Annotated in this window: 18 protein-coding genes and 1 pseudogene; 11 read left to right on the plus strand and 8 right to left on the minus strand. The window is 56.8% G+C overall.

Annotation, left to right across the window (positions count from 1 at the left end):
* Positions 1-47: 47 nt before the first annotated feature.
* Positions 48-476 (minus strand): ThuA domain-containing protein, encoded by a 429-nt coding sequence (locus SK3146_RS17170; RefSeq protein WP_249859996.1) that lies wholly within the window; start codon positions 474-476, stop codon positions 48-50.
* 222 nt (positions 477-698) lie between these two features.
* Here SK3146_RS17170 and SK3146_RS17175 point away from each other — a divergent pair, with 222 nt between their 5' ends.
* Positions 699-1,874, plus strand: coding sequence for an oxalate decarboxylase family bicupin (locus SK3146_RS17175; RefSeq protein ID WP_249859997.1), 1,176 nt, complete (start codon positions 699-701; stop codon positions 1,872-1,874).
* A gap of 270 nt (positions 1,875-2,144) precedes the next feature.
* Positions 2,145-4,064, plus strand: a complete 1,920-nt coding sequence (locus tag SK3146_RS17180; protein ID WP_249859998.1) for a hypothetical protein — start codon at positions 2,145-2,147, stop codon at positions 4,062-4,064.
* Between the two features lie 191 nt (positions 4,065-4,255).
* On the opposite strand, the gene SK3146_RS17185 is transcribed toward SK3146_RS17180, so the two are convergent.
* Together SK3146_RS17185 and SK3146_RS17190 are read right to left on the minus strand one after the other, a co-directional pair.
* Positions 4,256-5,065 (minus strand): hypothetical protein, encoded by an 810-nt coding sequence (locus tag SK3146_RS17185; protein WP_249859999.1) that lies wholly within the window; start codon positions 5,063-5,065, stop codon positions 4,256-4,258.
* Positions 5,066-5,310: 245 nt separating this feature from the next.
* A complete protein-coding gene (locus tag SK3146_RS17190) occupies positions 5,311-6,210 on the minus strand; it encodes an aldo/keto reductase (protein ID WP_283942841.1) in 900 nt (299 codons plus the stop codon).
* 519 nt (positions 6,211-6,729) lie between these two features.
* On the opposite strand from SK3146_RS17190, the gene SK3146_RS17195 reads away from it, so the two are divergent.
* From SK3146_RS17195 to SK3146_RS17220, 6 genes are all read left to right on the plus strand, one after another.
* Entirely contained in the window at positions 6,730-7,740 is a 1,011-nt protein-coding gene (locus tag SK3146_RS17195; protein ID WP_249860000.1) for a pectinesterase family protein, read from the plus strand.
* A 484-nt stretch (positions 7,741-8,224) separates the two neighbouring features.
* Positions 8,225-9,160 carry an ABC transporter permease gene (locus tag SK3146_RS17200; RefSeq protein WP_249866335.1) on the plus strand — a complete coding sequence of 312 codons (936 nt, stop codon included), beginning with the start codon at positions 8,225-8,227 and terminating at the stop codon, positions 9,158-9,160.
* Between the two features lie 17 nt (positions 9,161-9,177).
* Positions 9,178-10,062 (plus strand): carbohydrate ABC transporter permease, encoded by an 885-nt coding sequence (locus SK3146_RS17205; protein WP_249860001.1) that lies wholly within the window; start codon positions 9,178-9,180, stop codon positions 10,060-10,062.
* A 140-nt stretch (positions 10,063-10,202) separates the two neighbouring features.
* Positions 10,203-11,840 carry a type 2 periplasmic-binding domain-containing protein gene (locus SK3146_RS17210; protein WP_249860002.1) on the plus strand — a complete coding sequence of 546 codons (1,638 nt, stop codon included), beginning with the start codon at positions 10,203-10,205 and terminating at the stop codon, positions 11,838-11,840.
* Between the two features lie 123 nt (positions 11,841-11,963).
* Positions 11,964-13,064: a PRK06851 family protein gene (locus tag SK3146_RS17215; RefSeq protein ID WP_249860003.1), complete on the plus strand. Its 1,101-nt coding sequence runs from the start codon at positions 11,964-11,966 to the stop codon at positions 13,062-13,064.
* Between the two features lie 310 nt (positions 13,065-13,374).
* Positions 13,375-14,307, plus strand: a complete 933-nt coding sequence (locus tag SK3146_RS17220) for an aldo/keto reductase (RefSeq protein WP_249860004.1) — start codon at positions 13,375-13,377, stop codon at positions 14,305-14,307.
* Positions 14,308-14,444: 137 nt separating this feature from the next.
* Here SK3146_RS17220 and SK3146_RS17225 read toward each other — a convergent pair whose 3' ends face one another.
* Positions 14,445-14,993, minus strand: a complete 549-nt coding sequence (locus SK3146_RS17225) for a hypothetical protein (protein ID WP_249860005.1) — start codon at positions 14,991-14,993, stop codon at positions 14,445-14,447.
* Between the two features lie 360 nt (positions 14,994-15,353).
* The gene (locus tag SK3146_RS17230; protein WP_249860006.1) at positions 15,354-16,490 is read right to left on the minus strand and encodes a response regulator; all 1,137 of its coding nucleotides are present in this window, start codon (positions 16,488-16,490) and stop codon (positions 15,354-15,356) included.
* Between the two features lie 349 nt (positions 16,491-16,839).
* On the opposite strand from SK3146_RS17230, the gene SK3146_RS17235 reads away from it, so the two are divergent.
* The 3 genes from SK3146_RS17235 (at position 16,840) to SK3146_RS17245 (ending at position 21,959) form a co-directional block, all read left to right on the plus strand.
* Positions 16,840-17,520, plus strand: coding sequence for an AraC family transcriptional regulator (locus SK3146_RS17235; protein WP_249860007.1), 681 nt, complete (start codon positions 16,840-16,842; stop codon positions 17,518-17,520).
* 112 nt (positions 17,521-17,632) lie between these two features.
* The gene (locus SK3146_RS17240; protein ID WP_249860008.1) at positions 17,633-18,622 is read left to right on the plus strand and encodes an ABC transporter substrate-binding protein; all 990 of its coding nucleotides are present in this window, start codon (positions 17,633-17,635) and stop codon (positions 18,620-18,622) included.
* A 181-nt stretch (positions 18,623-18,803) separates the two neighbouring features.
* Positions 18,804-21,959, plus strand: coding sequence for an S-layer homology domain-containing protein (locus SK3146_RS17245; protein ID WP_249860009.1), 3,156 nt, complete (start codon positions 18,804-18,806; stop codon positions 21,957-21,959).
* 138 nt (positions 21,960-22,097) lie between these two features.
* Here SK3146_RS17245 and SK3146_RS17250 read toward each other — a convergent pair whose 3' ends face one another.
* The 3 genes and pseudogenes from SK3146_RS17250 to SK3146_RS17260 form a co-directional block, all read right to left on the minus strand.
* Positions 22,098-23,276, minus strand: a complete 1,179-nt coding sequence (locus SK3146_RS17250; protein WP_249860010.1) for an iron-containing alcohol dehydrogenase — start codon at positions 23,274-23,276, stop codon at positions 22,098-22,100.
* A gap of 19 nt (positions 23,277-23,295) precedes the next feature.
* Complete coding sequence (gene ahlS, locus SK3146_RS17255) at positions 23,296-24,144, minus strand: AhlS family quorum-quenching N-acyl homoserine lactonase (RefSeq protein WP_249860011.1); 849 nt, start codon at positions 24,142-24,144, stop codon at positions 23,296-23,298.
* Positions 24,145-24,156: 12 nt separating this feature from the next.
* Positions 24,157-25,589 (minus strand): annotated as a pseudogene (locus SK3146_RS17260) (aldehyde dehydrogenase family protein).
* Positions 25,590-25,698 lie beyond the last annotated feature (109 nt).

The following is a 25,698-nucleotide window of genomic DNA, read 5'->3' on the forward strand; positions in this document are numbered from 1 at the left end:
TACAAAGCCTTTCATCCTTCAATACCCCATTCGTCAACTATAGTTTCTTATTCCGGCAATGCGGCTTCTCCGCGCCCTGCCGCCCAAAGGCAGCTAGCCCTTATCAGTCTCCTGACTTGCGGATGCGCCAAAGAATTCGCGTTATGTCCCGGCATCAGGCACACCACGCGCCCAGCTTCCACCCGCCTCACCCATGCGGCGGGATAACTTGCGCCTTCCAATCTGTACTCAAGTATCGCGGCAAGCTCCGCTCCCTCCGCAAAAGCATACCGGTACGGCTCATCCTCCGATTCGAACGGCGCTATATCCTGCACGATCGGATGCCTCTCTCCCGCCTCCCCGCTTACCGGCTCGAAAGCCGGCGGTTGATAAGGAGGATGTCCCGTGAAGCGGGCGCCGATCATCTCGAACAACCGGTCGTGAGCGCTTAATGAAACGCCCGCATGCAAGACGACCAAGCCTCCTCCCTCTCTCACAATAGCGGATAAGGCCTTCCGCTTGTTCGTCCGTAACCGGGATGCAGTGCCAGCAGTAAATAAACTCTCTATTTGTATTCCTCATCCGCGCGGCGAAACCCTTTTAATACCAATCGAAAATCGTATCGAGGGAAGACGCGCGACCCCGGACATATACGGAAAACGACGGCATATGTTAAGAAAATGAGCTTAACGATATAGGAGATACGAGGAGTGAATGCGATGAAAAGAGTGCATCCGCATCGTACGGAAAACGTTCAGATGCCTCAGCCCATACGGGATGACGGCACAGGAGCGGTCGATCTGGGGCCAAGGGACATTATGCGCGATCTTGAAAACCCCGATATGCTCGTCCCGCCGCCCACGGACTCCGGCACGGTCCCCAATATGAGATTTTCATTCTCCGATACGCACATGCGGCTGGAACACGGCGGCTGGGCGAGAGAGGTAACGGTACGGGAGCTTCCGATAGCCACTACCCTGGCGGGGGTCAATATGAGTCTGACGCCGGGCGGCGTAAGAGAGCTGCACTGGCACCAGCAAGTGGAATGGTCGTACATGCTGCTCGGTAGAGCCCGAATTACGGCCGTCGATCAGAACGGGCGCAACATGATTGCCGACGTAAGCGCAGGCGATTTGTGGTACTTTCCGCCGGGCATCCCCCATTCGATTCAAGGTTTGGACGAAGGCTGCGAGTTTCTGCTCGTCTTCGACGACGGCACCTTCTCCGACAATAACACCCTTAGCATTACCGACTGGTTCGCTCATACGCCGAAGGACGTATTGGCCGCCAATTTCGGAGTCCCGCAAAGCGCGTTCGCCCATATTCCTTCCAAGCAAAGATACATATTCCAGAGCAGCGTCCCCGGCGCGCTGGCAAGCTCGGAAGTACAGGACCCGCAGGGCGCCGTTCCGCTAAGCTTCACTCACCGCTTGCTCGCGCAAGAACCGATCAGAACCCCCGGCGGCACCGTGCGCATCGTCGATTCCACCAACTTCCCCATCTCCACCCAGATTGCCGCCGCTCTGGTAGAGATCGAACCGGGAGGCATGCGAGAGATGCATTGGCATCCGAATAACGACGAATGGCAATATTATCTGACCGGCAAAGGGCGCATGACCGTCTTTGCGGCCAACGGCAACGCCCGCACGTTTGACGTTCGGGCCGGCGACGTCGGCTATGTGCCTTTTGCCCTCGGACACTATATCCAGAACACCGGGGATCAGAGCTTATGGTTTCTGGAAATGTTCAAGAGCAGCCGCTTCGCCGACGTTTCGTTAAACCAATGGATGGCTTTGACTCCGCATGAGCTCGTCCGCAATACGCTCCATGTCGGGCCGGAATTGATGAATGCGCTGCGCAAGGAAAAATGGCCGGTCGTCAAATATAAACGTTAACTTCTTAACGGGGGTTTCCTGTGAGGAACGGCGGCGCGAAGCCGCTGTTCCCAGTCCGGCCGGACTTGCCCCGCACAGCCGTAGACGCCGTATCGCTATGCGGATACGAAACGGCCTCTTACTTTAGGCTCTGCCGTTATTTTCCTCAGGCGAAGAATAAATGAGCACATAAGACATGAAGTTACCCTATTGAGAGACAACCGGATACAGTGTAAGATCAACCCATGTTATGGAAACATTCTTTAATTCTGAAAGGCAGTGATTCAATTGATGAAAGATCAAGGACAAGTCGCGGATATCGTCCTCGAGCATCCATCGCTGGTCCGGGAAATCGGCCTGCCGGCAGTGCTCCGGCCGGGGGCGGCATGGCCCGCGCTTCGCATTCATACCCCGGCCCGCGCAACAATTTCCGCCGAGTTGAGGCTTGTCTCCGGCCGCACGCCGGCAATCCGGCGCCTGGTGGTAACGATGGAGGCCGGAGAAGAGCGTAAGCTTTCGTTCGAAGGCAGCGCTTCCGGCGGCGGCGGCGTGTACGAAATCGGCGTTCAACTGAATGCGGACGGCTCCCCTGCCTGCTATGACCGGTTCGCCTTTGCCGTAGCCGACGAGGCGGGCATACCGCCGGAGCAAAGCTCCATCGCTTACTTGGACCGCGACGGCTCCATGACGTATGTTCCCGATTATAAAGGGAACCGCATTGCCGATTTCTCTCATTGCGGTTACCAAGGAGGCGGCGTCAGGCTGCCGGATGTGCCGGCTCGTCTGGAGCTTGAACCGGCCGAGGCGGGCAGCGAAGCAGACGATACCCGCCGCATTCAACAGGCCATCGACGAGCTGTCTCTGCTTCCGCCCGGGGAGGACGGCTTCCGCGGCGCGCTGCTGCTAAAGCGCGGCGTTTACCGCATCGCCGGAACGCTGACGATCCGCGAGAGCGGCATTGTGCTGCGGGGAGAAGGACAAGGAGAGGACGGTACGATCCTCCATGGGACCGGCGCCGTAAGAAGAGATTTGCTGCAAGTACGGGGAAGCGCAGCCCCTGTCCTGCTGGAAAATACCGCGACGGAAATTACGGATCTGTACGTGCCTTCCGGCGCCCGCTCCTTCCATGTGGCGGACGCTTCCCGCTATACGGTCGGCGACGCCGTCGCCGTCATCCGGCATGGGAACGCCGAATGGATCGGCGCCATCGGTATGGATACGATCGTGCCTAGGCCGAAGGTCGGCGGCACCAAGCAATGGGAGGCGTTCGATCTGGCGTTCGAACGCATCGTTACCGCCGTCGAGGGCGATCTGATCACCGTAGACGCCCCGGTGGCGAGCGCGATCGAACGGCGCTGGGGCGGCGGCAGGCTTGTTCGCTGCGACGACGCCGGACGGATCGAACAAGTCGGTATCGAGAACTTGCGGATCGATTCCGACTTCAATCCGGACATTACCGATTGTCAGGTCGACGGCAAACCCGGGTTAACGTCCTATTGCGCGGATGAGTCGCATGTCGCGAACTTCGTTGTGCTGGATCGGGTAAAAAACGCCTGGGTACGCGATGTTACCGGCTATCATCTGGAGCATTCGCTGGTCACCATTGACCGGCACGCCAAATGGGTTACGGTGCAGGATTGCACGGTCCGCGACATGGTCAGCATCATTACGGGAGGCCGCAGATACGCCTTTCACGTGACCGGGCAGCTGTCGCTCGTGCAGCGCTGCGATACGGAGACGGCGCGCCACGCCTTCGTCTTCGACGCCCGCGTATGCGGCCCGAACGTCTTCCTCGACTGCGAGTCCCGCATCGATTATAACGCCAGCGAGCCGCATCACCGCTGGTCGGTGGGCGGTCTCTACGACAACGTCCGCGCTCCGCTCTTCATTCGCGACCGCGGCTGGATGGGAAGCGGGCACGGCTGGGCCGGAGCCAATTACGTGACCTGGAACGCCGAAGGCCCGCTGACCTTGCAGCAGCCCCCGACGGCGCAAAACTATGCGGTCGGCCATATCGGCGAGCAGAAGCCGCCGTTCCTCCCGAACGAGCACGACCCTAGGCCCCGCCGAGACGGGTTCTGGGACCGGCACGGGCGGCATGTCGAGCCGCGCAGCCTGTATTTGCGGCAGCTCGCCGAGCGGCTCGGCGAGCAAGCGGTCCGGTCCGTCTCTGCGGTTTCAAACGACTGCGGGCCGCAGCCCGGGCGTTAATATCCAACGTCGCCGCCGCTAACACGGATGCGTCTGCTCTGCCCTATAACCCCGCACGTGCCAAAAGACGCTTCTACCCCCTACGCGGGTTAAGAAGCGTCTTTGCTTATGAACTTATGAATAGACAATCGGGCGTTGCTCCTGGAGAGTGAGCTTATTTGGCCCTCAGCGGCCGCTGCAAAGCGGCGGTTTTATTCCGCAGCGGCGTCGCTCGCGCCGGCTGCATCGTCAGCAGGAGCCTGTTCCGGCTTCTGATGCTTCGCTTCCACGAATTGCTTCAGCGTGTCCGTCAAGCCGTCCTTCAGCTTGGCAATCAGATCGTCCTCGCCGATGCCTTGCGCCGCGGCGATCTCCGCAATTGTCTTGCCCGCCTCCTGCTCCGTTCTGAGCTCATCCTGCGTAATGCCGAGGATGGACGTCAACAGCTCCGAATTGCCCAGCAGCCCCGGTCCGCCCATCGGCATGCCGCCGCGTCCCGGTCCGCCGTTCTCTTGTCCTGGCTGACCTTGCTCGCCTTGCGGACCGCCTGCAGGTCCTGTGTTCTCGATCTTCGACTTCAACCGGTCGGATAGGCCGGAGATCTGTTTGTCCGCCTGATCCTGCGTCAGCTTGCCCGCCGTCACCTGGGCGTTAATCTCCTCGGTTTGCGCCGCGACCAGCTTAGCCAAATAATCTGCTTCGCTCAGCCCGCTATTTTGCGCAATTTCTGCCAGCGTCTTACCTTCCTTAAGCGCCGCCTGAATGGTGCTCTCTTCGACACCGAGCAGCGTCGCCGTTTGCTTGGTCAGATTGGCGCCGTGAAAGCCGCCGCCTCTTTGCATGCCGCGCTCGCCGCCAAATCCTCCGGGGCCTTGCTTGCCCGCGCCCTTCGCCGCAGTGGCCGCCGTGCCGTCGCTCGCCGCCGCCGCTTGAGCTTGATTATGCAATCCCGCGAAGCCAGCTCCCAGAACGAATGTTGCTGCGATTGTACCTGCGATTAGTTTTTGACCGATTGTCTTCATTTTCTTCATCCACCTTTATGAGTTATTTTGTTTACAAGACCAAGTATAGGCCCCTTAACTGAATTGCTTCTGAGGGTGGGCTGAAGAAACAATGAGCATCGGCTGAGAGTTGCCTGAAGAAATGTTTGCCAACGGGTCGGGATAGGCAAACGATATCTCATGATTGCAGCAGCGAGCCGGGTATGTAAGAATCCCCGATTTGAAAGACTTTTCCAACTCCCTACCGTCTCTTCGGCTAACCGCCTTCAAACGATATCGAGCGGCAGCTTGCGAACCGGCTTCGGAAACTGCCCGTCCAATGCGGCCAGCTCCTCGTCCGTCAGCTCCACTAAAACGGCTTCGGCATTCTCGATCACATGGCGTTCCGTCGCCGCCTTCGGTATCGCCAGCACATGGTCTTCCCTAATGCACCAGGCCAGCAGCAGCTGCAAGGGGCTAATTCGGCGCTTCGCCGCGATATCCGCAACCGCCTTATTGTGAATCAACCCTTTGCGAAGCGCGCCCGCCTGCGCGAGAGGCGAGTAGGCCATCATCGGCATCCCGCGTTCCCGCTGCCAGGGCAGCAAATCGTACTCGATTCCCCGGGACCCGAGATGATAAAGAACCTGATTGATCGCGCAATGCGTCCCGCGAGCGAGCCGGGTCAGCTCCAGCATATCGTCCTTATCGAAATTGGAGACGCCCCAACGCCGAATTTTACCCGCCTCGACAAGCCGCTCCATCCCTTCTATCGTCTCTTCGAGCGGAATGCTTCCTCTCCAATGCAGGAGGTACAGATCAAGCCGGTCGGTCTTAAGCCGCTTCAAGCTTTGCTCGCAGCTGCGGGCGATCCGGTCTCGTCCGGCATTATGCGGATATACCTTGGACACGAGAAAGACGCTGTCCCTGATTCCTTCGACCGCCTCCCCGACCAAAGCTTCGGATTTGCCGTCCCCATACATCTCCGCAGTATCGATTAGGTTCATACCCAGCTCAACCCCGAGCCTCAGCGCCCGGATTTCCTCGTTTCTGCGCGCCGGGTCGTCGCCGATACGCCATGTTCCCTGCCCCAATACCGGCAGCTCGGCCCCGCCCGGCAGCCGCAGCTTGCGCTTTGCCAAAGCGCCGCGGATTTGCTCCATTCGTTCCTCGCCAATAGCTGACATCATCGCTCATCTCCTTCTAAGCTTTAAAAAGATGGTGAAAAACGCCCACTGCGCATGCGAAAGCGTCTTCCGATCGCTCCTGTTCCCGGATTTCTTGAATAGGTAAGCCCGTGAACCGGGTGAAATCCGGGAACAAAGGCGAACGCTTCGCTTCTCCTGATGGCTCTCGCTTAGCGAAGCCGGCTTTTTCACCGTTCTTCCGGAAGATACACGTAGCGCTCATTGACTCACGATTATGGCCGCAGGGCTTCTCGCGCCCGCACCCGTTCTGATAAACTATAAAACAGGATTACCGTCTACAATCAGCTTATTACCTAAAAGCCTGGTGAAAAAGAGCGGAGGGGCCATTTGAATCTGGAAAAGCGTAAGCGTTCGCCTTTGAAAACGGATTCTCTCCGCAGAAAAACGAAAAACAATCCAAAGAATCCGATTTCAACAGCGTTTGGAGGATCAAATGGACGCCGCAGCGGACTTTTTCACCACCCTTCTAAATATGACATAAAAAAAGGAGTGTCTTCCATGATCATTGTCGCAGCAGACGGCAGCGGTAATTTTTGCACCGTTCAGGAAGCCGTCGATCATATTCCCGACAACAATAAGGAACGCGTCGTCATTTCGATTAAAAACGGCGTGTACAAAGAGAAGCTGCACATTGAAAAACCGCTGATCAGCCTCATCGGCGAAAGCGCCGAGCACACCATTATTACGTTCGACGATTATGCCAAGAAGACCTTCCCTAACGGAGAAGTTTACGAAACCTTTCATTCGTATTCCGTATTTATCGGAGCGGACGACTTCACCGCCGAACGGCTCACCTTCAGCAATTCGGCCGGACGCGGCGAGCTTGTCGGCCAAGCGGTGGCCGCCTATGTCGACGCCGATCGGGTTTCGTTCGCCGACTGCCGGTTTCTCGGTTATCAAGATACGTTATTTACGGGGCCTCTGCCTCCGGCTCCTATGAAGCGAGGCAGGTTCGGCGGGCCGCGCGAAGGAATGCCGCGAAGGCACGGAAGACATTATTATCGCCGATGCTATATTGAAGGAGATGTCGATTTTATTTTCGGTTCGGCGACCGCGGTCTTTCACGATTGCGAAATTTTTTCCAAAGGCCGCCGATTCGGGGGAGAAGACGCCTCCGGCGAATTTCCGTCCAACCGGATTCACGGCTGGCTGACCGCACCGTCAACCCCGGAGGACGTTCACTACGGCTACGTGTTCCACGGATGCCGTCTGACCGGCGATGCGCCGCCGCGATCCGTATACCTGAGCCGCCCTTGGAGGAACTACGCCAAGGCGGCGTTCCTAAACTGCTGGATGGGAGAACATATCGCAGCCGCTGGCTGGGACAACTGGAATAAGCCGGAGAGCGAAGCGACGACGGTCTTCTGCGAATACGATAACCGCGGTCCTGGAGCCGCGGCGCAAGAGCGCGCGGCTTGGTCCTCCCTTCTGACGGCCGAAGAGGCCGAAGCGTACGCAATCTCGAAGGTACTGGCGGGAAGCGACGGGTGGGACCCCGCCGTTTCGTAGAATGCCGGCCTCGACGCAAGGCTGTTTTTGCCGATAATTATCAATGTCCCTAACTATTTTCACCGTTAAATAAGACAGTGTGCCTGCAGCCGCTGTCTTATTTCGTTTGTCCGGCGGAAGCATGTTTACGAATTCTTTATATCCAGATAACACTCCAATAACTCTCCGGCGATAAACTTGTTCTCAGAAGCCGAGATGCCTCCCCTCGCGGATGAACAGCCTTCGCTGTCCCGATGACAGCGGTCCGTATTCGGAACCATGTCGACGAAGAGAGTCCTGCTTGCCTCAACAATTTCATAACCAAAACGATTGGGTGGAGACTTTGAGAAAACCCGAAAGTAAACCGGTTCCGCACGCCCGTGCCGATCTCCGCCGTTTGCTTTTGGTTTTGCAAAGTCTTGTTTTATTATGGCGAGAACCGCTCGTCCTCCGACAGACATACGAAAGGGGTTAAACCGAATTGAATCATGTACAAGCCTGGGCGATGACCGCCGGCGCCAGCCTTCCCCGGCGCAGGAACAAAGCGGTGCGAGCCATCGTCCGCCACTGGCAGCTCTACCTGCTCATAACGCCGGTTCTGCTCTACTTCTTCGTATTTCATTACTGGCCGATGTACGGCGTGCAGATCGCCTTCAAAGACTTTATCGCCACCAAAGGCATCTGGGGCAGTCCCTGGGCCGGCCTCAAGCATTTCAAGCGTTTTTTTGAAAGCTACTTTTTTTGGCGGCTGCTCAAAAATACGCTCGGCATCAGCCTGTACGAGCTGGCGGTCGGCTTTCCCGTGCCGATTGTGCTCGCGCTCATGATTAATGAAGTGCGTCATAAAGGATACAAAAAATTCGTGCAGACCGTAACGTATGCGCCGCATTTTTTGTCCACGGTCGTCCTTGTCGGCATTGTCATTATGTTCTTGTCTCCGACGAGCGGCATCGCCAATACGATCATCAAAGCGCTGGGCGGCGAGCCGATCGGCTTCATGACGAAGCCGGAATGGTTCAAAACGGTCTACGTATTATCCGGCGTCTGGCAGCAGATGGGGTGGAGCTCGATCATTTACTTGGCTGCGCTGGCCGGCATTGACCCGGGGCTGCACGAAGCGGCCAAGGTCGACGGAGCTACCCGGCTGCAGCGAATATGGCATATCAACTTGCCCGGCATTATGCCGACGGTCGTCATATTGCTCATTCTGAACATCGGCAGTCTGATGGGCGTCGGCTTCGAGAAGGTGTTTTTGATGCAAAACTCGCTGAATACCGAAAGCTCCGACGTCATCTCCACCTACGTGTACCGCAGCGGCCTGTTAGGGGCGCAGTACAGCTTCGCGGCGGCGGTCGGCCTGTTCAACTCGGTCGTCAATCTGATCCTGCTGCTGACGGTCAACCGGATCGCCAAAGCGGTAGGTCAAGCCAACCTATGGTAAGGAAAGGAAGTGGCTTTATGGAAACCCGCAGCTTCGAGAACCGCTGCTTCGAGGCGATCGTCTATACGCTGCTTACCGTGGTCGCCGTGCTGGTGCTGTACCCGCTCGTCTTCGTGCTCAGCGCCTCCGTCAGCGATCCGGCGGCCGTGCTTAACGGAGAGATGTGGCTGTGGCCCAAAGACCTCAGCTTCGTCGGATACAAAAAAGTGCTGGAAAACCACGACCTGCTGCGCAGCTATACGAACACGATCGTGTACACCGTTATCGGCACCGCCATCAATTTGGTCATGACGGTCATGGCCGCCTACCCGTTGTCGCAGAAAAGCTTCTACGGGCGCAATGTCATTACCGCTTTCATGGTGTTTACGATGTTTTTCAGCGGCGGGCTCGTTCCCGCCTATATGCTGGTCAAGCAGCTCGGCATGCTGAATTCGATGTGGGCGCTCCTGATTCCCGGATCGGTGTCCGTCTGGAATATCGTCATCATGCGCACTTTTTTCCAGAACAGCATTCCTTCCGAGATGCAGGAGGCCGCAGCGATCGACGGATGCTCCGACTGGAAGGCGCTGTGGCGGATCGTGCTGCCGCTATCGATGCCGATTTTGGCCGTGATGGTGCTGTTTTATGCGGTCGGCCATTGGAATGCGTACTTTAGCGCGCTTATATATTTGACCGACCGGGAGCTTTACCCGCTGCAGCTTCTATTGAGGGAATTTCTCGTGCAGGGGGAGATGGAGCATATGGTCAATGTGGGCGACAGCTCGCACGCCAAGACGATTATGGATCAGGAAGCGGTCAAATACGCCGTCGTCGTCGTGGCCAATTTGCCCATTTTGCTGCTGTATCCGTTTCTTCAGCAATATTTCGTCAAAGGCATTATGATCGGCGCCCTCAAAGGCTGAGCCATAGGCCGTACGACAGCTTGCATGTGAAACCGGCCGGCCGGCGCGCCCTCTCTTGGCAGTGCGTAACATCGGCATCAGCGCAGGAACCACCGTCCCGCTTCGGGGCGCAAAACGATAATCCAGGGAGGAACACAGCAATGAATTGGAGCAAATTAACGGCGTTAACCTTATCTTCGGTCATGGCCGTAAGCTTGGCCGCAGGCTGCAGCAGCAGCGCGAAGCCGGAGGGCGGCGCGGGACAAGCCGCGGGCAAGGAAGCCGCAGACGTTAACGTGAACAAAGCAGGGATGCCGATCGTCAAGCAGCCGATCGAGCTGACATTCCTGACGGGGCTTGCCGACACGAACGGCAGCAACAGCTTTGAAGACCGGCTGGTATGGAAGGAATACGCCAAAATGGCAAACGTCAAAGTCAATTTCCAATTCGTTCCCTTCAGCAGTTTGACGGAGAAACGCAATTTGGCGCTGGCGAACGGCGACTACCCCGACGCCCTCTACTCGGCCCGAGTGCCGGCTTCCGATCTGATGAAATACGGCAGCCAGGGCGTGTTCGTGAAGCTGAACGACTACATTGACGAGTATGCGCCGAACTTGAAGAAGCTGATGGATAAGTATCCCGATCTGCGCAAGGCGCTGACGATGCCGGACGGCAACATTTATTCGTTCCCTTCCTTCTACAGCCCCGAATTTTTGCCGATGCTCATCGGCACGCCGCTATGGGTCAAGCAGGATTGGCTGGACAAGCTGAACATGAAGGAGCCGCAGACGACCGAGGAGCTGTATGCCTATTTGAAGGCCGTCAAGACGACCGATTTGAACGGCAACGGCCAAGCCGACGAAATTCCTTACAGCGGCACCGGCATCGGCCCTCTGATCGATCAAATCAAAGGAGCCTGGGGCGTCGGCAACCGCGGGCTCGGCCACAAATTCGTCGATGTCGACCCGCAGAGCGGCAAGCTGCGCTTTTTCCGGCTGACCCAAAACTATAAGGAAGTGCTGCAGTACGTCAATAAGCTGTATACGGAAGGCTTGATCGATAAAGATATTTTTACGCAAAACGGCAACGCGCTGTACGCCAAAGGAGCCAAGGACGTCCTGGGGGCTACGATCAACCCGAATCCGAAAACGCAGTTCAACGGCGAAGGCTACTTCGGGCTCGGCGCGCTGAAAGGGCCCCACGGCGATCAGATGTATACGCATATTAAAGTGCCTATGGTATGGCCCGGCGCGTTCGTCATTACCGATAAAAATAAAAACATCGAAGCGACGATCCGCTGGATGGACTATTTCTTCAGCGACGAAGGCGCGCAGTTTTACTTCATGGGCGTGGAAGGAACCAGCTACGCGAAAACGGCGGACGGCAAGCTCGAATACGTCGACGAGATTAAGAAAAATCCGGCCGGACTTACGATGGATCAGGCGCTGACCAAGTATGTGACGTGGATGGGCGGAAGCTATCCGGGCTACGTGCAGGAGAAATATTTCAAAGGCTCGGAGACGCTGCCGGAGTCGGTCGAAGCCGGTAAAAAAGCGCAGCCTTACGCGCTCAAGGAGCTGTGGTACAATTTCAACTTCACGGACGCCGAGACGGAATATATGAGCGCCCAAGGCTCGGATATTCAAACGTATATCGGCGAAATGGAGTCGAAGTTCATTACCGGCGCCGCATCCTTCGACGAATGGGATAAATACGTCTCCACCGTTCAAGGCATGGGCGTCGACCAATACATGAAAACGTATCAAAGCGCCTACGACCGTTACAGCAAAAGCAAATAACTCTCCTTCGGCAGGATCTTCAGGTTCGGCCGGGCCGGGCAAAAAGAATGCACCTTTTGGGCGGATCGGTAATACGATGAAACTAGGCTAGCAAGATCATCCGTCACAGAAAGGTGTGTTCTTATGTCCGGGACCATTACGAATTTCTATGCAGGCGGCAATACGGCCCGCGGCTTCGCCAATTTGTTCGAGTCCTCGCTGCAAGGATTGGATCGCGTCTACATTCTTAAGGGGGGACCTGGCACCGGCAAATCGACCTTGATCCGTTCCATCGGCAGCGAGCTGGCCGCCGGCGGCTACGATATTTGGTTCATTCACTGCGCCTCCGACAACAATTCCCTGGACGGCGTCGTCGTTCCCGAGCTGAAGCTGGGCATCGTCGACGGCACGGCTCCGCATGTTATCGAGCCGCGGCTGCCCGGAGCGGTAGAGCAATATGTCAATCTCGGCACGGCATGGGATGCGCGGCAGCTCAGCGGGCGCAGGGAAGACATCGCCGAGCTGAACGGCCGCATCGCGCAAACGTACGAATCCGCTTATGCCTGCTTCGCAGAAGCGCTGCGGATTCACGACGAATGGGAAAAAATATATGTCGATAATATGGATTTTCAAGCCGCCGACGAGCTGACAAACGAGTATACGGATATTTTGTTCCGGGACCTGAAGCTGGACAAGGAAAGCCGGATCGACCACCGGTTTCTGGGAGCGGCTACGCCCAAAGGGGCCGTCGATTTCGTTCCTAATCTGACCGAAGGCTTGGCCAAACGTTATTTCGTTAAAGGCCGGCCCGGCTCCGGCAAGTCGACGATGCTGAAGAAGCTGGCAGCAGCAGCCACCCAGCGCGGCTTCGATGTCGAAATCTATCACTGCGGCTTCGATCCGAACAGCCTCGATATGGTCATTGTGCGGGAGCTCGGCTTCGCGATCTTCGATAGCACTGCGCCCCACGAATATTTCCCCGAACGCGCAGGCGACTCGGTGATCGATATGTACGCCCACTGCATCAAGCCCGGCACCGACGAGGAACACGCAGAAGCGCTAAGCGGCATCAAGCAGCGGTACTCCGCCAAGATGAGCGAAGCGATGCAGTTTCTGGCGCAGGGCAAGGCGCTGCGCGACAAGCTGGAGCAGATTTATATTCAATCCATCGATTTCAGAATCGTCGATCGGATTCGCGATGAAATCTGGCAGGAAATTACCGACAAGACGGTCGCAGCGGACTGATTGCAGCCCTTAGCGGCGCGAAACTCGGGGTTCGCTTCTATGTGATTTCTGTTCGTCAGACCGAGGGTTTGCCTCCGGCTTCCTTCAGATTCGGCCTCGCGGCCGACACCCTTGCCTTCAGCTAACAGTTCCTACTACCTAGCCTGTAGTGGACTTTCACCGCCTAGTTATCGCCCATGCGGGCGCACCTGAAAAGAGCGCGGCTCTCCTTCTGGAGGGCCGTGTTTTTTGCATACCATTCGGATCGGTTTAGATTTATAATAAGAGGGCAAGCCATAATCCAGCCATATCTTAAGGAGATGACTCATTCATGGAACAAACGCGTATCGGCAAGACGGATTTGTATGTGAATCGTATCGGGCTTGGAGCCAATGCTGTCGGCGGGCATAATCTGTTTCCCAATCTGAGCGACGAGATTGGAAAAGACGTCGTCCGGACGGCGCTGGCGCATGGCATTAATTTTATCGACACCGCGTTCATTTACGGCCCGGAACGCTCCGAGGAGCTGATCGGGGAAGTGCTGAAGGAAACGGGCCGCCGCAGCGGCACCGTCATCGCGACGAAAGCGGCGCATAAATTCGTCGACGGGCAAACATTGAAGGATAATTCCCCCGCCTTCCTCGTCGAGTCGGTTCATGCCAGCTTGAAGCGGCTGCAAACCGATTACATCGATTTATTTTACATACACTTTCCGGATGAGAGCACTCCTAAGGATGAAGCGGTGGGAGCGCTGCATAAGCTGAAGGCCGAAGGGCTCATCCGCGCAATCGGCGTCTCCAACTTTTCCATCGACCAATTGAAGGAAGCCAACAAGGACGGATACGTCGATGTGCTGCAATCCGAATATAACTTGCTGCGCCGCGGCGTCGAGGAGGCGATCCTCCCTTATACGGAGGAGCAGAACATCTCTTTCGTGCCTTACTTCCCGCTGGCTTCCGGGCTTTTGGGCGGCGCCTACACCAAAGATTCGACCTTTCAGGACGGCCGGGCCAAAAATCCGCTGTTCCAGGGCGAAGCGTTCCTGCGCAATCTCGGCAAGGTAGAGCAGGTCCGCGAGATCGCCGCCGCTAAGCAGGCGGAGGTCGCCCACGTCGTTCTGGCCTGGTACTTGACCCGCCCTTCCATCGACGCCCTCATTCCCGGAGCGAAGCGCCCCGAACAGGTGATCAACAACTTAAAAGCGCTGGAAGTTAAGCTGACGCCGGAGGAAATCGGAGCGATCGACCGGATTTTCCAAGCGTAACGGCGGTTTGCCGGGGAGCGGCCGGTTCCGGTTGGTCATCTGCATCTACAAGCAAAGCAAACAAGCATCGGCTGTCGAAGCCGATGCTTGTTTGGGGTACGGACGGGCCGCCGCCCCGGGACCGCTCCCCCGACGGTTTAATCTCCCCGGTCCAGTTCCAGCCGTTCAACAATGTCGCTGGCTTGGGTCCAATACGGCTGAACGGCGTCAGGCCGCCGAAATTGCTGCACGTCGATCCACAAGACCGGACGCCGGTCATCTTGGTATACGCACAGCAAAGCCGGCTCGCTGAGGCCGCCCATGCATACTTTAACGGCAAGCCTGTCGCTTCTGTCTCTAAGCGAATCCACCTTTTTCATTACAAAGCTGTTAAAATACGTTATGCGCTCCCGGTCCTCGGCCAGCGTAAACACGTCGCCGCAGCAGGCGCAGGCGAGCTCGACCGCATGAACGGTTCCGCCCGCCTTCCCCGGATTCCGGCAATGTCTGAACTGAAACTCCTCCTGACATAAGCTGCATTTCAGCACGGCGCGGCATGCTTCGCGAAAAAGCGCTATCCCCTCCGCGATAAACGTATTCCGCACTTCTTCCGTCTCTCCGGCCGTCAGCCTGCGCATGAATCCGACTTGGCTTCGAAACACTTGGAACATCCGTCCGTTCTTGATCTTCTTCTTTAATATCTCCATATATACCGCGGTCTGCACGCTATCCTGCCGGTCAGGAGCTCCACCAACCATACCGTCACTCCCTGTCTCTCTTTCGGTTCCATCCGCTTCCGTCAGCCGTCGTTCTGAACCCAAACTCCAATCCGCTCTCCGCCCGCAATGAAACTCCGTCTATTATATATTCAATCAGATCGGTCTGAACAAAAAATGAACAACCGGAACAAATCGCAATAAAAAAGCAGCCTCCCCCGCAGGGAAAGCTGCTTGTACTTTACGGTGATAACTAGAAATGAGGTGAAAAACGAGCGGAGGGGCCATTTTGAATCTGGAAAAGCGATAGCGTTCGCCTCTGAAAGCGACAGCGCCTGCGGAAACGTCTTCTTACAGCTGGGCGCTCTGCGACTTCCATTCCGTGTACCACTGCGAAATGCTCTCATTCGGAGCGACGTCCAGTTCCTCCAGAACAAGGCTTAACAGCCTGTGCTGCTCTTCTACCCCTGCGCGGTCCTTAAACCAGGCATGAAGCTTCATTAGCGCCAAATAACTGCCTTCATAGTAAGGATACTGCTGCTGCATTCGCAAAAAAACTGCAATAGCCTCGCTCGGCCGCTCATGCTGAACGTAATAGTCGCCGAGCCGCTGGGCGTGCTGCAGCCAGAGCATTCGGAGACGCTGCCGTTCGTTTTCGGCCCACAAGTAGTCGTTATCGGCCATATAATCTCCCGCATACAGATCCATCACCCGCTGATGCTCATAAACATTAGCCGCAGACAGCGGCTCCAGCCGCCGCAGCTCCTGCTCCCATTCGTCGGCATCGATACGCACCCTGCTCGCATCCAGAACATAGCTTTCCTTGATGCTCAAGCTTCGTATCTCGATATTTACGCCCATCCGCTTCAAATCCTGCCGAACCTGATAGATCGTTGTATACAGATGCGTCGTCGCCTTGGGAATATCGAAATCGGGCCACAGCAAGTCGAGCAGCGCCCCTTTGCGGACGAGCTGGCCGCGATGGTGCAGCAGGTAAGCGAACAGCTCCTGCGCTTTGGAAGTGCGCCATTTGACCGTCTCCGGACCGAGTCCCGGCAGCTCGATTTGCATCGTCTGCAAGCACCGGATCAGCGCGACGCGGCTGGCCGGCGGCGCTTTGGGGTGATCTCCCGCGTGCTGGAGCAGTCTCTGCACCGTTCTTGTCAGACGCTCCCGCCGCACGGGCTTCAGCACATAATCGAGGGCATTTAATTCAAATGCCTGAACGGCGTAATCGTCATAAGCGGTGACGAATACGATCTCGATGTCAGGACAAATCTCCTGCAGCATCTCCGCCGCCTTGAGACCGTAGATTTCCGGCATATGAATATCCAAGAATACGACATCCGGCGCATCCGCCTTGGCCGCTTCAATCGCTGCCATAGCATCTTGATAGGCGCCGGTCACTTCTATGCCGTCGATCTCCTTCAGCATCTTGCGAAGCTGCAGCAAAGCGAGGTTCTCATCGTCAACCAACATGGCTTTCATCGCTGTATCACCACTCCACGCATAACCGGTTTTATATTTGTATCGGCAGCCCCGGAGCATCTTGTTAGGTGCTTTTCGGGTTTGTTCAGAAATTGTTTAGGTACTATTACCATAGCGTATAATTCGAGGCAGGACAAGCATCTGCATACATTTTTACAATAAATGTCCTTCTTCCGTCATAAGCTCTCTTCTTTCTGGAAAAATAAAGTTTGATAACCTGATATCCCCTTTTCTTTGGCAAACTACTTATTGTCAATCGCAAAGCCAGTTGCTATACTACTAAAACGCGAATGAGAATCATTATCGCAGATTGGATAAACCCGCTATATTATAAGGAAGGTGAAGCCGCATGTACGCCCGACAATCCATCGAGCCTCCGCTAACTCATGAGGAGAAGAAGGAAGAGTTCATGATCATGCTTAAGGAAATCGAGCCGGTCAAAGGCGCCGGCGGGTGGGAGATGGAGCCGCGATTTACGGAATCGCAGGTCCTCGTCGCCGTCGCGTCCGGACAAGGCCGGCTGCTCATAGGCAATCGCTCCTGCCTGCTGCGCCAGGATCGCGTGTATGCGGTTCCTCCGGGAGAAACTTACGGGGCCTCGGCGGACCCGGCCGAAGGGCTCGGGCTGTTCCTGCTGCGCTTCGACGTCTATCGGCCCGATCCCGCGAGCGGTGAGGTTTTGCGGGTAGAGCCGGGCGATTCGCTGCTGCTGGGCAGAGGAGAAATTCCTTTCTCATCGGCGGCGGGCTCCGCTGCGCTGTGCCAAACGATTCATTCGCTCTGGCAAAGCGCGGATCGGCTGGAACGGTTCCGGGCGCAAATGCTGTTCCAGGAATTGCTGTATACGACGATGAAAGCGAGCGGCCGAACGGAAGAGGATTCGCTGTCGGCCCTCGAACGGGCCAGGGACTATATGAAAACCCACTACCAGCACAATCTTTCCATCGAACAACTGACACGTCTAGCCGATATAAGCCCTAAGTATTTTGTCGATCTGTTTAAAAAATTGATGAAACGCTCTTTCTGTTAACCGGAAATCGTCCATCCTAAATCAGGATTTCGTATATGGTGGCGGACTAAGCGTTCCTCTATAATGAACGTTGAGAATGATTATCAATAGCATAAGGGGAGAACATACGAAAATGAGAAAAGGACTACGAACGTTCTGCATCGCCGCACTCGTGCTGGCGTTAACCGCATGCGGCAAGAGCCCTGCGCCTGCGGCTGGAGATTCCGGAGCGGGCCAGCAGACGCAAGGAAGCGCAGCGCAGGAGAAGACAGCTTCGCCAAGCAAGCAATCGATCAGTTACTTGGGCACATCCTACACGGTCAATGCGCCTAGCGGCTCCATCGTCATCACAGGCGCGCTGGAGGCTATGGAAGACGCGCTCGTGCTGGGAGTGCAGCCGACGGGAGCCATTACTACCGGCGGCAAGTTCCCGGATATGTTCAAGCCGATTACGGGCTCGACGCAATCGATCGGCGAAAAAATGCAGCCGAATATGGAGACGATTCTTAAGCTGAAGCCCGACGTCATCCTCAGCTCGACCAAATTCCCTGCCGACGTAGGAGAGAAATTGTCCAAGATCGCTACGACGATCCCCGTCTCCCATATTGCGACAAACTGGGAAGAAAATTTGCGCCTGCTGGGCAAGTTAACCGGCAAGGAAGCAAAAGCCGAAGAGGTGCTGAAGCAGTATAAAGAGGACGTTGCGGCGGCCAAGGCTAAGCTGGGCGACAAATGGAAGGATAAAAAGGTCGTCACGGTGCGAGTTCGCAGCAACTCCCTCAATATTTATCCTGCGGATGTATTCTTTAATCCGACGCTGTACAGCGAGCTGGGATTTGCCGTTCCGGACGAAATTAAAGCGGCCAAAGCGCAGCAGACGATCTCGATGGAGCAATTCAGCGCGATGAATCCCGACGCAATCTTCGTGCAGTTCTCTGAAGACGAGAACAAAGACAAGCCTAAAGTGCTCGAAGAGATTCAGAACAACCCGCTCTGGAAAAGCACGAATGCAGCCAAAAACAACAAGGTATTCGTCAATGTCGTCGACCCTCTGGCGCAAGGCGGCGCTTCCTGGAGTAAATTCCAGTTCCTGAAGGCAGCCGTAGACAAACTGTCCAACTGATGCACTGCGGCTTGCGCCGCCTATAACTGAAAAAAGAAGCAGGCTCACCCGGGGCCGTATGTCTTAAATACGGTTCCGCGCTGCATGGGCTGACTTCGTCATGCCCTTTTTATAATGATAATGATTATCTCTATCAATTATATACACGCATACATCGACGATGATTCAGGAGGAATGTTTCATGCGAATACGAACGCATCACTTATCTGCAGCTGTACTCAGCCTCACTATGACGGCTATGCTCGCCGCCCCTACTCTCGGATGGGCCGACTCTGCCCGCTCTGTCGAACGGCCGGACGCGGCGAAAGCATTCGAGACGCTAAAGCAAAAAGGGGTGCTTGAAGGCTACGAAGACGGCTCCGCAGGACTCGACCGTCCTATGACGCGGGCCGAATTTGCCGCCGTGCTTGTCCGCCTCTTAAAGCTGCAGCCGAAAACCGGCCCCCTGTCCTACACGGATACCGGAGGTCATTGGGCTCAACAGCAGGGATACATCGAAGCGGTCACGGCCGCCAAAATGATGGAAGGCACGAGCGACCGGACGTTCGATCCCGAAGGCAAGGTAACCCTGGAGCAGCTCGCAGCCACCCTGGTTCGCGGTCTCGGCTTGATGCCTGCGGCCGAAGCGGACGCCTCCGCCGTAGGCCCAACTTCCGAGTGGGCGGCGGGCTATGTCGCCACAGCCTTGCAAGAGAAGCTGCTCGGCCCCTATCCTGACTATACCGGGGTGGCAACACGGGAAGCGCTCACCTTGTCGCTTGCCGCCGCGGACGATAAGCTCGCCGCCCTCGCAGCCGCGAACTCGGGTCCGCTGTCGATTACAGAATTTAAGGCTACCGGAGCCAAAAAGCTGCATGCGCAATGGACTCGGCCCGCAGAGCCGGATAAGATTTCCTTCGTGGTGAAGCGTTCCGGAACGCCGGTAGAAGGAAAAGCGACGGTTCAAGACAACGGACAAGGCGCGGACATCGTATTCAATGCGCCGCTCCCGGCCGGAAATTATTCCGTCGAGCTGAAGGGACTTGACCCGGCGGACGCAGGCAAGACGACAGCCGAAGCTGCCGTTGAACAGGAGAAGCTCGTCTCCATCGATTTTGCGACGGCGGGCGATACGCTGCCGCGTGCACGCAATGCGTATGTGGCGTTTCGCGCCCTGAACCAATACGGGGAAGCCGCTTCCTTCTCTTCCGGCCAATTCGAGATTAACACGGGGCGGACTTCTTATACCGCCGTGCCCGGCGAACAGGCGATCAAGCTCGATCTGACGGATCAAGAAACCAACGACCGCGTTGCCGTCAGCATTCTTCACTCCGGCACCGGCTTGTCCGCCCAAAAAACGTTCACGGTCGGAGACCTCCCTCTCGTCACCCGCATTGAAGCGGGCGAAATACGGTTCCCGGGCTCCGTCCAGAAGCTGATCTCAGGTTCGTCGGCTTATTTGCAAATCCGCGCTTTCGACCAGTACGGCATACCGGTCATGGCCGTCGACGAAACCGATAAGGACGGCAAAGCCTACGGGCTGAACACCCCGAGCGGGGTCCATGTGACCGCCAAAGACAGCTCCATCCTGACGATCGAAGACAACCCTTGGTTTGACGAAGACGGAGACGGCTTTCCCGAGCTGAAGATCGGCGGCGGCATCGACGCGGACCAAGCCAGAGAATCGGAAATTACGCTCTATGCTCTCGGCTCCAGCCAGTCGGTGACGAAGAAGCTGGCCTTATCCGTCGTCAAATCGCCTTTCTCGGTGCAATTCGCCGATTTCAGCAAGACAGTCGCCGTCGGCGATAAGAACGTCGTGCTTCCTCTCATCGTGAAGGACGATCAAGGCGCAGCGTTAACCTCCAACGAGATCGCTCTGGGAGCCGATCAGCTGGACGTGTACGATACGTTCGGCAGCGGCGCGGACGTGCGGCTCGACTCGCAAGGCAAGCTCATCATCAGCGGCTTGAAGGAGGGCAGCGGAACCGTGACGGTTCGGCTGCAAGGCACGGATAAGCAAGCTACTCTGAACTTAAACGTGCAAAAGGAACGTTATCCCGCCCAGTTCATGCTGAAGACCGACCTGGCGCCCATCTACGTGCAGGATGCCGAGGAAAGCCTCGTCGTCCTGATCAAGGATCAGTACGGCGACTTGATTCGCGACGCCAGCAACGAGTATATCGCCGCCCTCGCGGACGATACCGATGCGACCAAGGTGCGCAAGGATGCCGAGTACAAGCTTCACGCCAGCTTTACGAATACCGGCAAGCCTGCAGATAACGGCGCCTTTTATCCGACGGCCGGGCCGCTGAAAACCGCGCTGGACGCCCTTCGCAAAAGCAACCCGTCCCCGGACGGCGAACGGGAGCGCGAGCTGATCGACGAGACGTTCCAGCAGCCGGAAGCCGGCAATACGTACGGCCTCAACATCGGCAATATTTACAACAGCAAACTGACCTTCAGAGCCGACGCCAACAAAACGGGCACGTACCAGCTTACGCTGACGCTCGTCAAAGTCGAGAACGACAAGGGCTCTTCCAAGGTCGAGGAATTGGCCCGCCTCACCCGGACCGTCGAAGTCATCGACGGCACCCAATCCGATATCGCGTATGACGTCAAACTGGATACGGCCGTCAACAATACGCTGTTTGCAGCGGTTGACGCTTACCGCGAAAAACGGATCGACGACGCTACCGTGACCGTCAGCGCTTATGGCGTAGCCCAGGACCGGATCAAGCTGGCCAAGGAAGTCGTGCTTTCCGCCAAAAAAGGCGGACAAGCCGTACAGCTTCCTTCCTATTGGCTGAACAGCGCGGCAGGAGCCATCACGTCCTCCAATCCGTCGGTAGCTAGTGCCGTCTATGTCAATTCGGGAACGCCGGCCGTGCCGAATTACAAATATTTCGTAATCGGCGATAAAGAAGGCTCGGCGACGATCACCACCATCTTCCGTACCGCCGGCGGCTCCAAGACGGCCCGCCTGGATATGAAGACGAGCGAGCAGCCGCTGGACATCGCCAAAACGTCGGTGCCGAAAGCCTATGCCGAAACTAGCTACGCCAAGCTGACCGGCAAGAAAATATGGGATTACTCGCTCATGGGCGAAGTCTCCGTCATCGACCAATACGGCTCGGCCTATAAGAATGACGCTATGGCGACGCATGTGAAAGCGTTGAACCTTATGTTCTACGTAAAAGACATCGTGTATAAAACGGCCGACGGCAACGATACCGTCAGCGTCGATCCGCATACAGGCGTTCTTGCTTATACCGGAGACGGCGACATGGCGGGCTTCACCGTCGTCATTGAAGCGCCGAACGGCAAACAGCTGCAAACGATCGTCCAGCTCAAATAAACCGGAGGAAACGGCAAGAAAAGAAGCCTTTCCGGCTCCGCTCCCGCTGCGGCGCCGAAAGGCTTCTTTGATTTGATCCATTAGGACGTTGGTTTAAATCCGATAAATCGTCGTCGTACCAGCCCCCGCCGGTTATGCTTAGCTTTGCGGAACCGCTCCGTCGAACGCCGACTGGTAAATGGCGCGGATGTCCTCCTTATGAAGCGGCAGCGGGCTGCGCGCCAGCAGTCGCTTCTGCTGAACGCCGTCCTCCGTCAAGCTGTCTATCGCGCTTTGCGGAATGTTGAAGCCCTGCAGCGTGCTCGGAATTCCTACGTCCTTAACGAGCCGCTCCAGCTCCTCGACGCATTTGCGGGAAGCTTCCTCTTCGGACATGTAGCTGGCATAGCCGCCCATCGCTTGCAAAATGTCGGCCATCCGCTTCGTGCAGCTGCTGCGGATATATCCCATGACGTAAGGCAGCAGCACGGCGTTCGATTCCCCATGCGATATATGGAACTGTCCGCCGAGCGGGTAAGCGAGCGCGTGCACGCCGGCAACCCCCGCATTGAAGAAAGCGATTCCGGCCATATTGCTGCCGTAGCTCATATCCGTCCTCGCCTGCCTGTCCTGCCCGTCGGCTACGGCCCGGCGGAGCGAACGGCTGATGAGACGGATCGCCTGCAGCGCCAGGCCGTCGGTCGTCGGACTCGCATTCACCGAGACGTAAGCTTCGATAGCGTGCGTAAGCGCATCCACTCCGGTTGCGGCCGTTACGCGCGGCGGAACCGAGAGGGTCAGCTGCGGGTCGACGATCGCCACGTCGGCCATTAAATAGTCGTGCGTGACCACGTCCTTCGTCGTCTCCAGAGACAGCACGGAGATGTTCGTGACTTCCGAGCCGGTGCCCGAGGTAGTCGGAATGAGTATTTTCGGCAGTCCTTTATGCTCCAGCTTTTTCGTTCCGGTCAGATTCAAATAATCGGCAACCGAGCCTTCATGGGTGCCCAGCGCTGCGGCCAGCTTCGCCAGGTCCATCGCGCTGCCTCCTCCGATGCCGATTACCAGATCGAATTTTCCTTCGCGGGTGTAGGCGACGAGCTTTTCCCCGATTTCGAGAGGCGGCTCGGGAACGACATCGGTGTAAATTTGCACGTCGCAGCCTTCCTGCCTCAGCCGGGCGGCAATCGGATCGATCATTCCCATTTTCTCAAGAAACGCATCGGTTACCAGCAAAATCCGCGACGGATCGAACTTGGCCGCTTCAGGCCACAGCTGCTCCAAGGCGCCCCAGCCCACATAGCTGACCGGCGTGCAGACCAATTTGGACACGGTCATGATGAAAGCCTCCTTATTCTTATTCGTAGTATCCTTCGGTGGATTTGCGGAATTGTTTGAACTGATCGGCATCGTGGCCGAACCATACCTGGGAATTCGTTCGCGTTGCCAGCGTACGGATTTTCTCCACCGCGTTCCGGTAACCGAGGGAATCGTATATAATGCCCGGCGGCTTGACCGGAGGGCCGTAGCTTTCCGCCGTATAGATGGCGTCGGAAGCGAGGATGATCCCGCCCGTTTCCGGCATTTCGATATGCAGGCCCAACATGCCCCAGGCATGGCCGCTGCCGAAGTTAACGACTTTGATGCCCTCGGCCAGCTCCAGATTGTCCTCGCTGCGTTTGACCGTTTTCCACTGCAGATGGTTTTTGATCCAGGCGTCGATGTCCGCCCAAATATAAGCGCCTTCTTTTTCGTTGCGGGCGTACGTTTGCAGCGTGCCGTTCAACTCATCCTCATGGACGATAATCGTAGCGTTCGTGAACATCTCCAAGCACCCGGCATGATCCAGATGCAAATGGGAGGCGATGACGTACTTGATGTCCTCGGGTCTTACATTCAGCTGCTCCAACCGGTTATGCAAATAGCATTCCTCGCTCGCCACCCACGGGAACGTCTGCTGGGTCGATTCGGCCCAGCGCCCTTCGATCCCCATCGAATTCGGGTTGCAGGACGTGTCGAACAAAATTTTCCCTTCGGGATGATCGATCAATACCGTATAGATCGGAAATTCCACGAACTGCGTCGGCGCATTCGGATTGTTGATCGTAGCCGGGTTGTGCATTGCAATCATCCAGTTTTTATCCATGCTCATACGGCCGTTATCCATAACGTACAGCTTAGGGCGGGCTTTAATAATATTCGACATGTTCATTTCCTCCTATAATGTGGTTTTCATCGTAACGAACTTTAATTCGGTCATCTCCTGCACCGCATACTTGATGCCTTCGCGTCCGTAGCCGCTTTCCTTGACGCCGCCGTACGGCATATGATCGACCCGGAACGTCGGAATGTCGTTAATGATTACGCCGCCGGCTTGAATGTCGCGGGCCGCTTGGAATGCGTTCGTCAGGTTGCGGGTGTATATGCCTACGTTGAGCCCGTATACGGAATCGTTGACCATCGCGATAGCCTCGCTCAGCTCGCGGTACGGCACGATCGATACGACCGGAGCGAACACTTCCTTGCAGGACACCGCCATATCCGGCTTCACATCCAGCATGACCGTCGGCAAGTAGACCGACTGCTCCCGGCGGCCGCCGCACCCGATGCTCGCCCCGGCCCGTACCGCATCCTGCACCCATTCGTCGATGCGGGCCAGCTCGCGCTCATGAATCATCGCGCTCAGATCGGTTTGCTCGTCCAGCGGATCTCCGATCCGAAGCTGTCCGGTCCGCCGGATGAACTGCTCCGCAAATTCGGCGTAGATCGATTCATGAACATAAATGCGCTGCAGCGAGATGCACACCTGTCCGGCAAAAGCGAAGGCGCCTTCCACGCATCGCGGAACGATCGTCTCGACTGGTACATCCGGCTCGACGATCAGGCCGGAGTTGGAGCCAAGCTCCAGCGTTACTTTGCGCAGCCCCGCTTTGGCCTTGATCTGCTTGCCGACCTCCGAGCTGCCGGTAAACGTAATTTTCTTGACCCTCTCGTCCAGCACGAGCGCGTCGCCGAGCTCCCGCCCGCTTCCTGTAACGACCTGCAGCGCGCCGTCCGGCAGCCCGGCCTTCTGGAACAGCTCCGCAATGAACAGCGAGCTGAGCGGCGTCTGCTCCGCCGGCTTGAGCACGACCGTATTGCCTGCGGCAATGGCCGGGCCCAGCTTATGAGCCACCAGGTTAAACGGGAAGTTGAACGGGCAGATCGCCACCACCGTGCCGATCGGTTCGCGCCAAGTGAAGCCAAGCCGGTCTTCCCCTCCGGGAGCCGCATCCATCGGAATCGTCTCGCCGTAGATGCGCTTAGCCTCTTCCGCGGCAAATTGATAGGTCGCAATCGTGCGGCCGATTTCCGCTCTTGCCGTGCGAATCGGTTTGCCCGCCTCCAGCGCCAGCAGCCGCGCCGCCTCTTCCTTCCGCTCCTCAAGCTGCCGTACGACCTTGAACAAAATGTCGGCGCGCTGATGAGCAGGCATCTTCCGCATCTCCCCGAAGGCGCGGTGCGCCCCGCTATCGCCGTCTCCACATCGGCGGCGTCCGCTTTGCTGATATGGGCCAGCAGCCTTCCGTCGTAAGGAGCATGCAAAGGATAGCTGCGCGGCTTCACCTCCCATCTGCCGTTGACGAATATCCCTTTTGTTATCGCTTCCAATGGTCGTTCCTCCTTTGTTGTTCCTTACAATAATGTATAAGCAAAAAACGTGCCAACCTCTAAAAGGGTGGTGAAAAAGTCCGCTGGGGCGTCCATTTGATCCCCCAAT

This window comes from Paenibacillus konkukensis, assembly GCF_023523925.1.
Taxonomy (GTDB): Bacteria; Bacillota; Bacilli; order Paenibacillales; family NBRC-103111; genus Paenibacillus_S; species Paenibacillus_S doosanensis.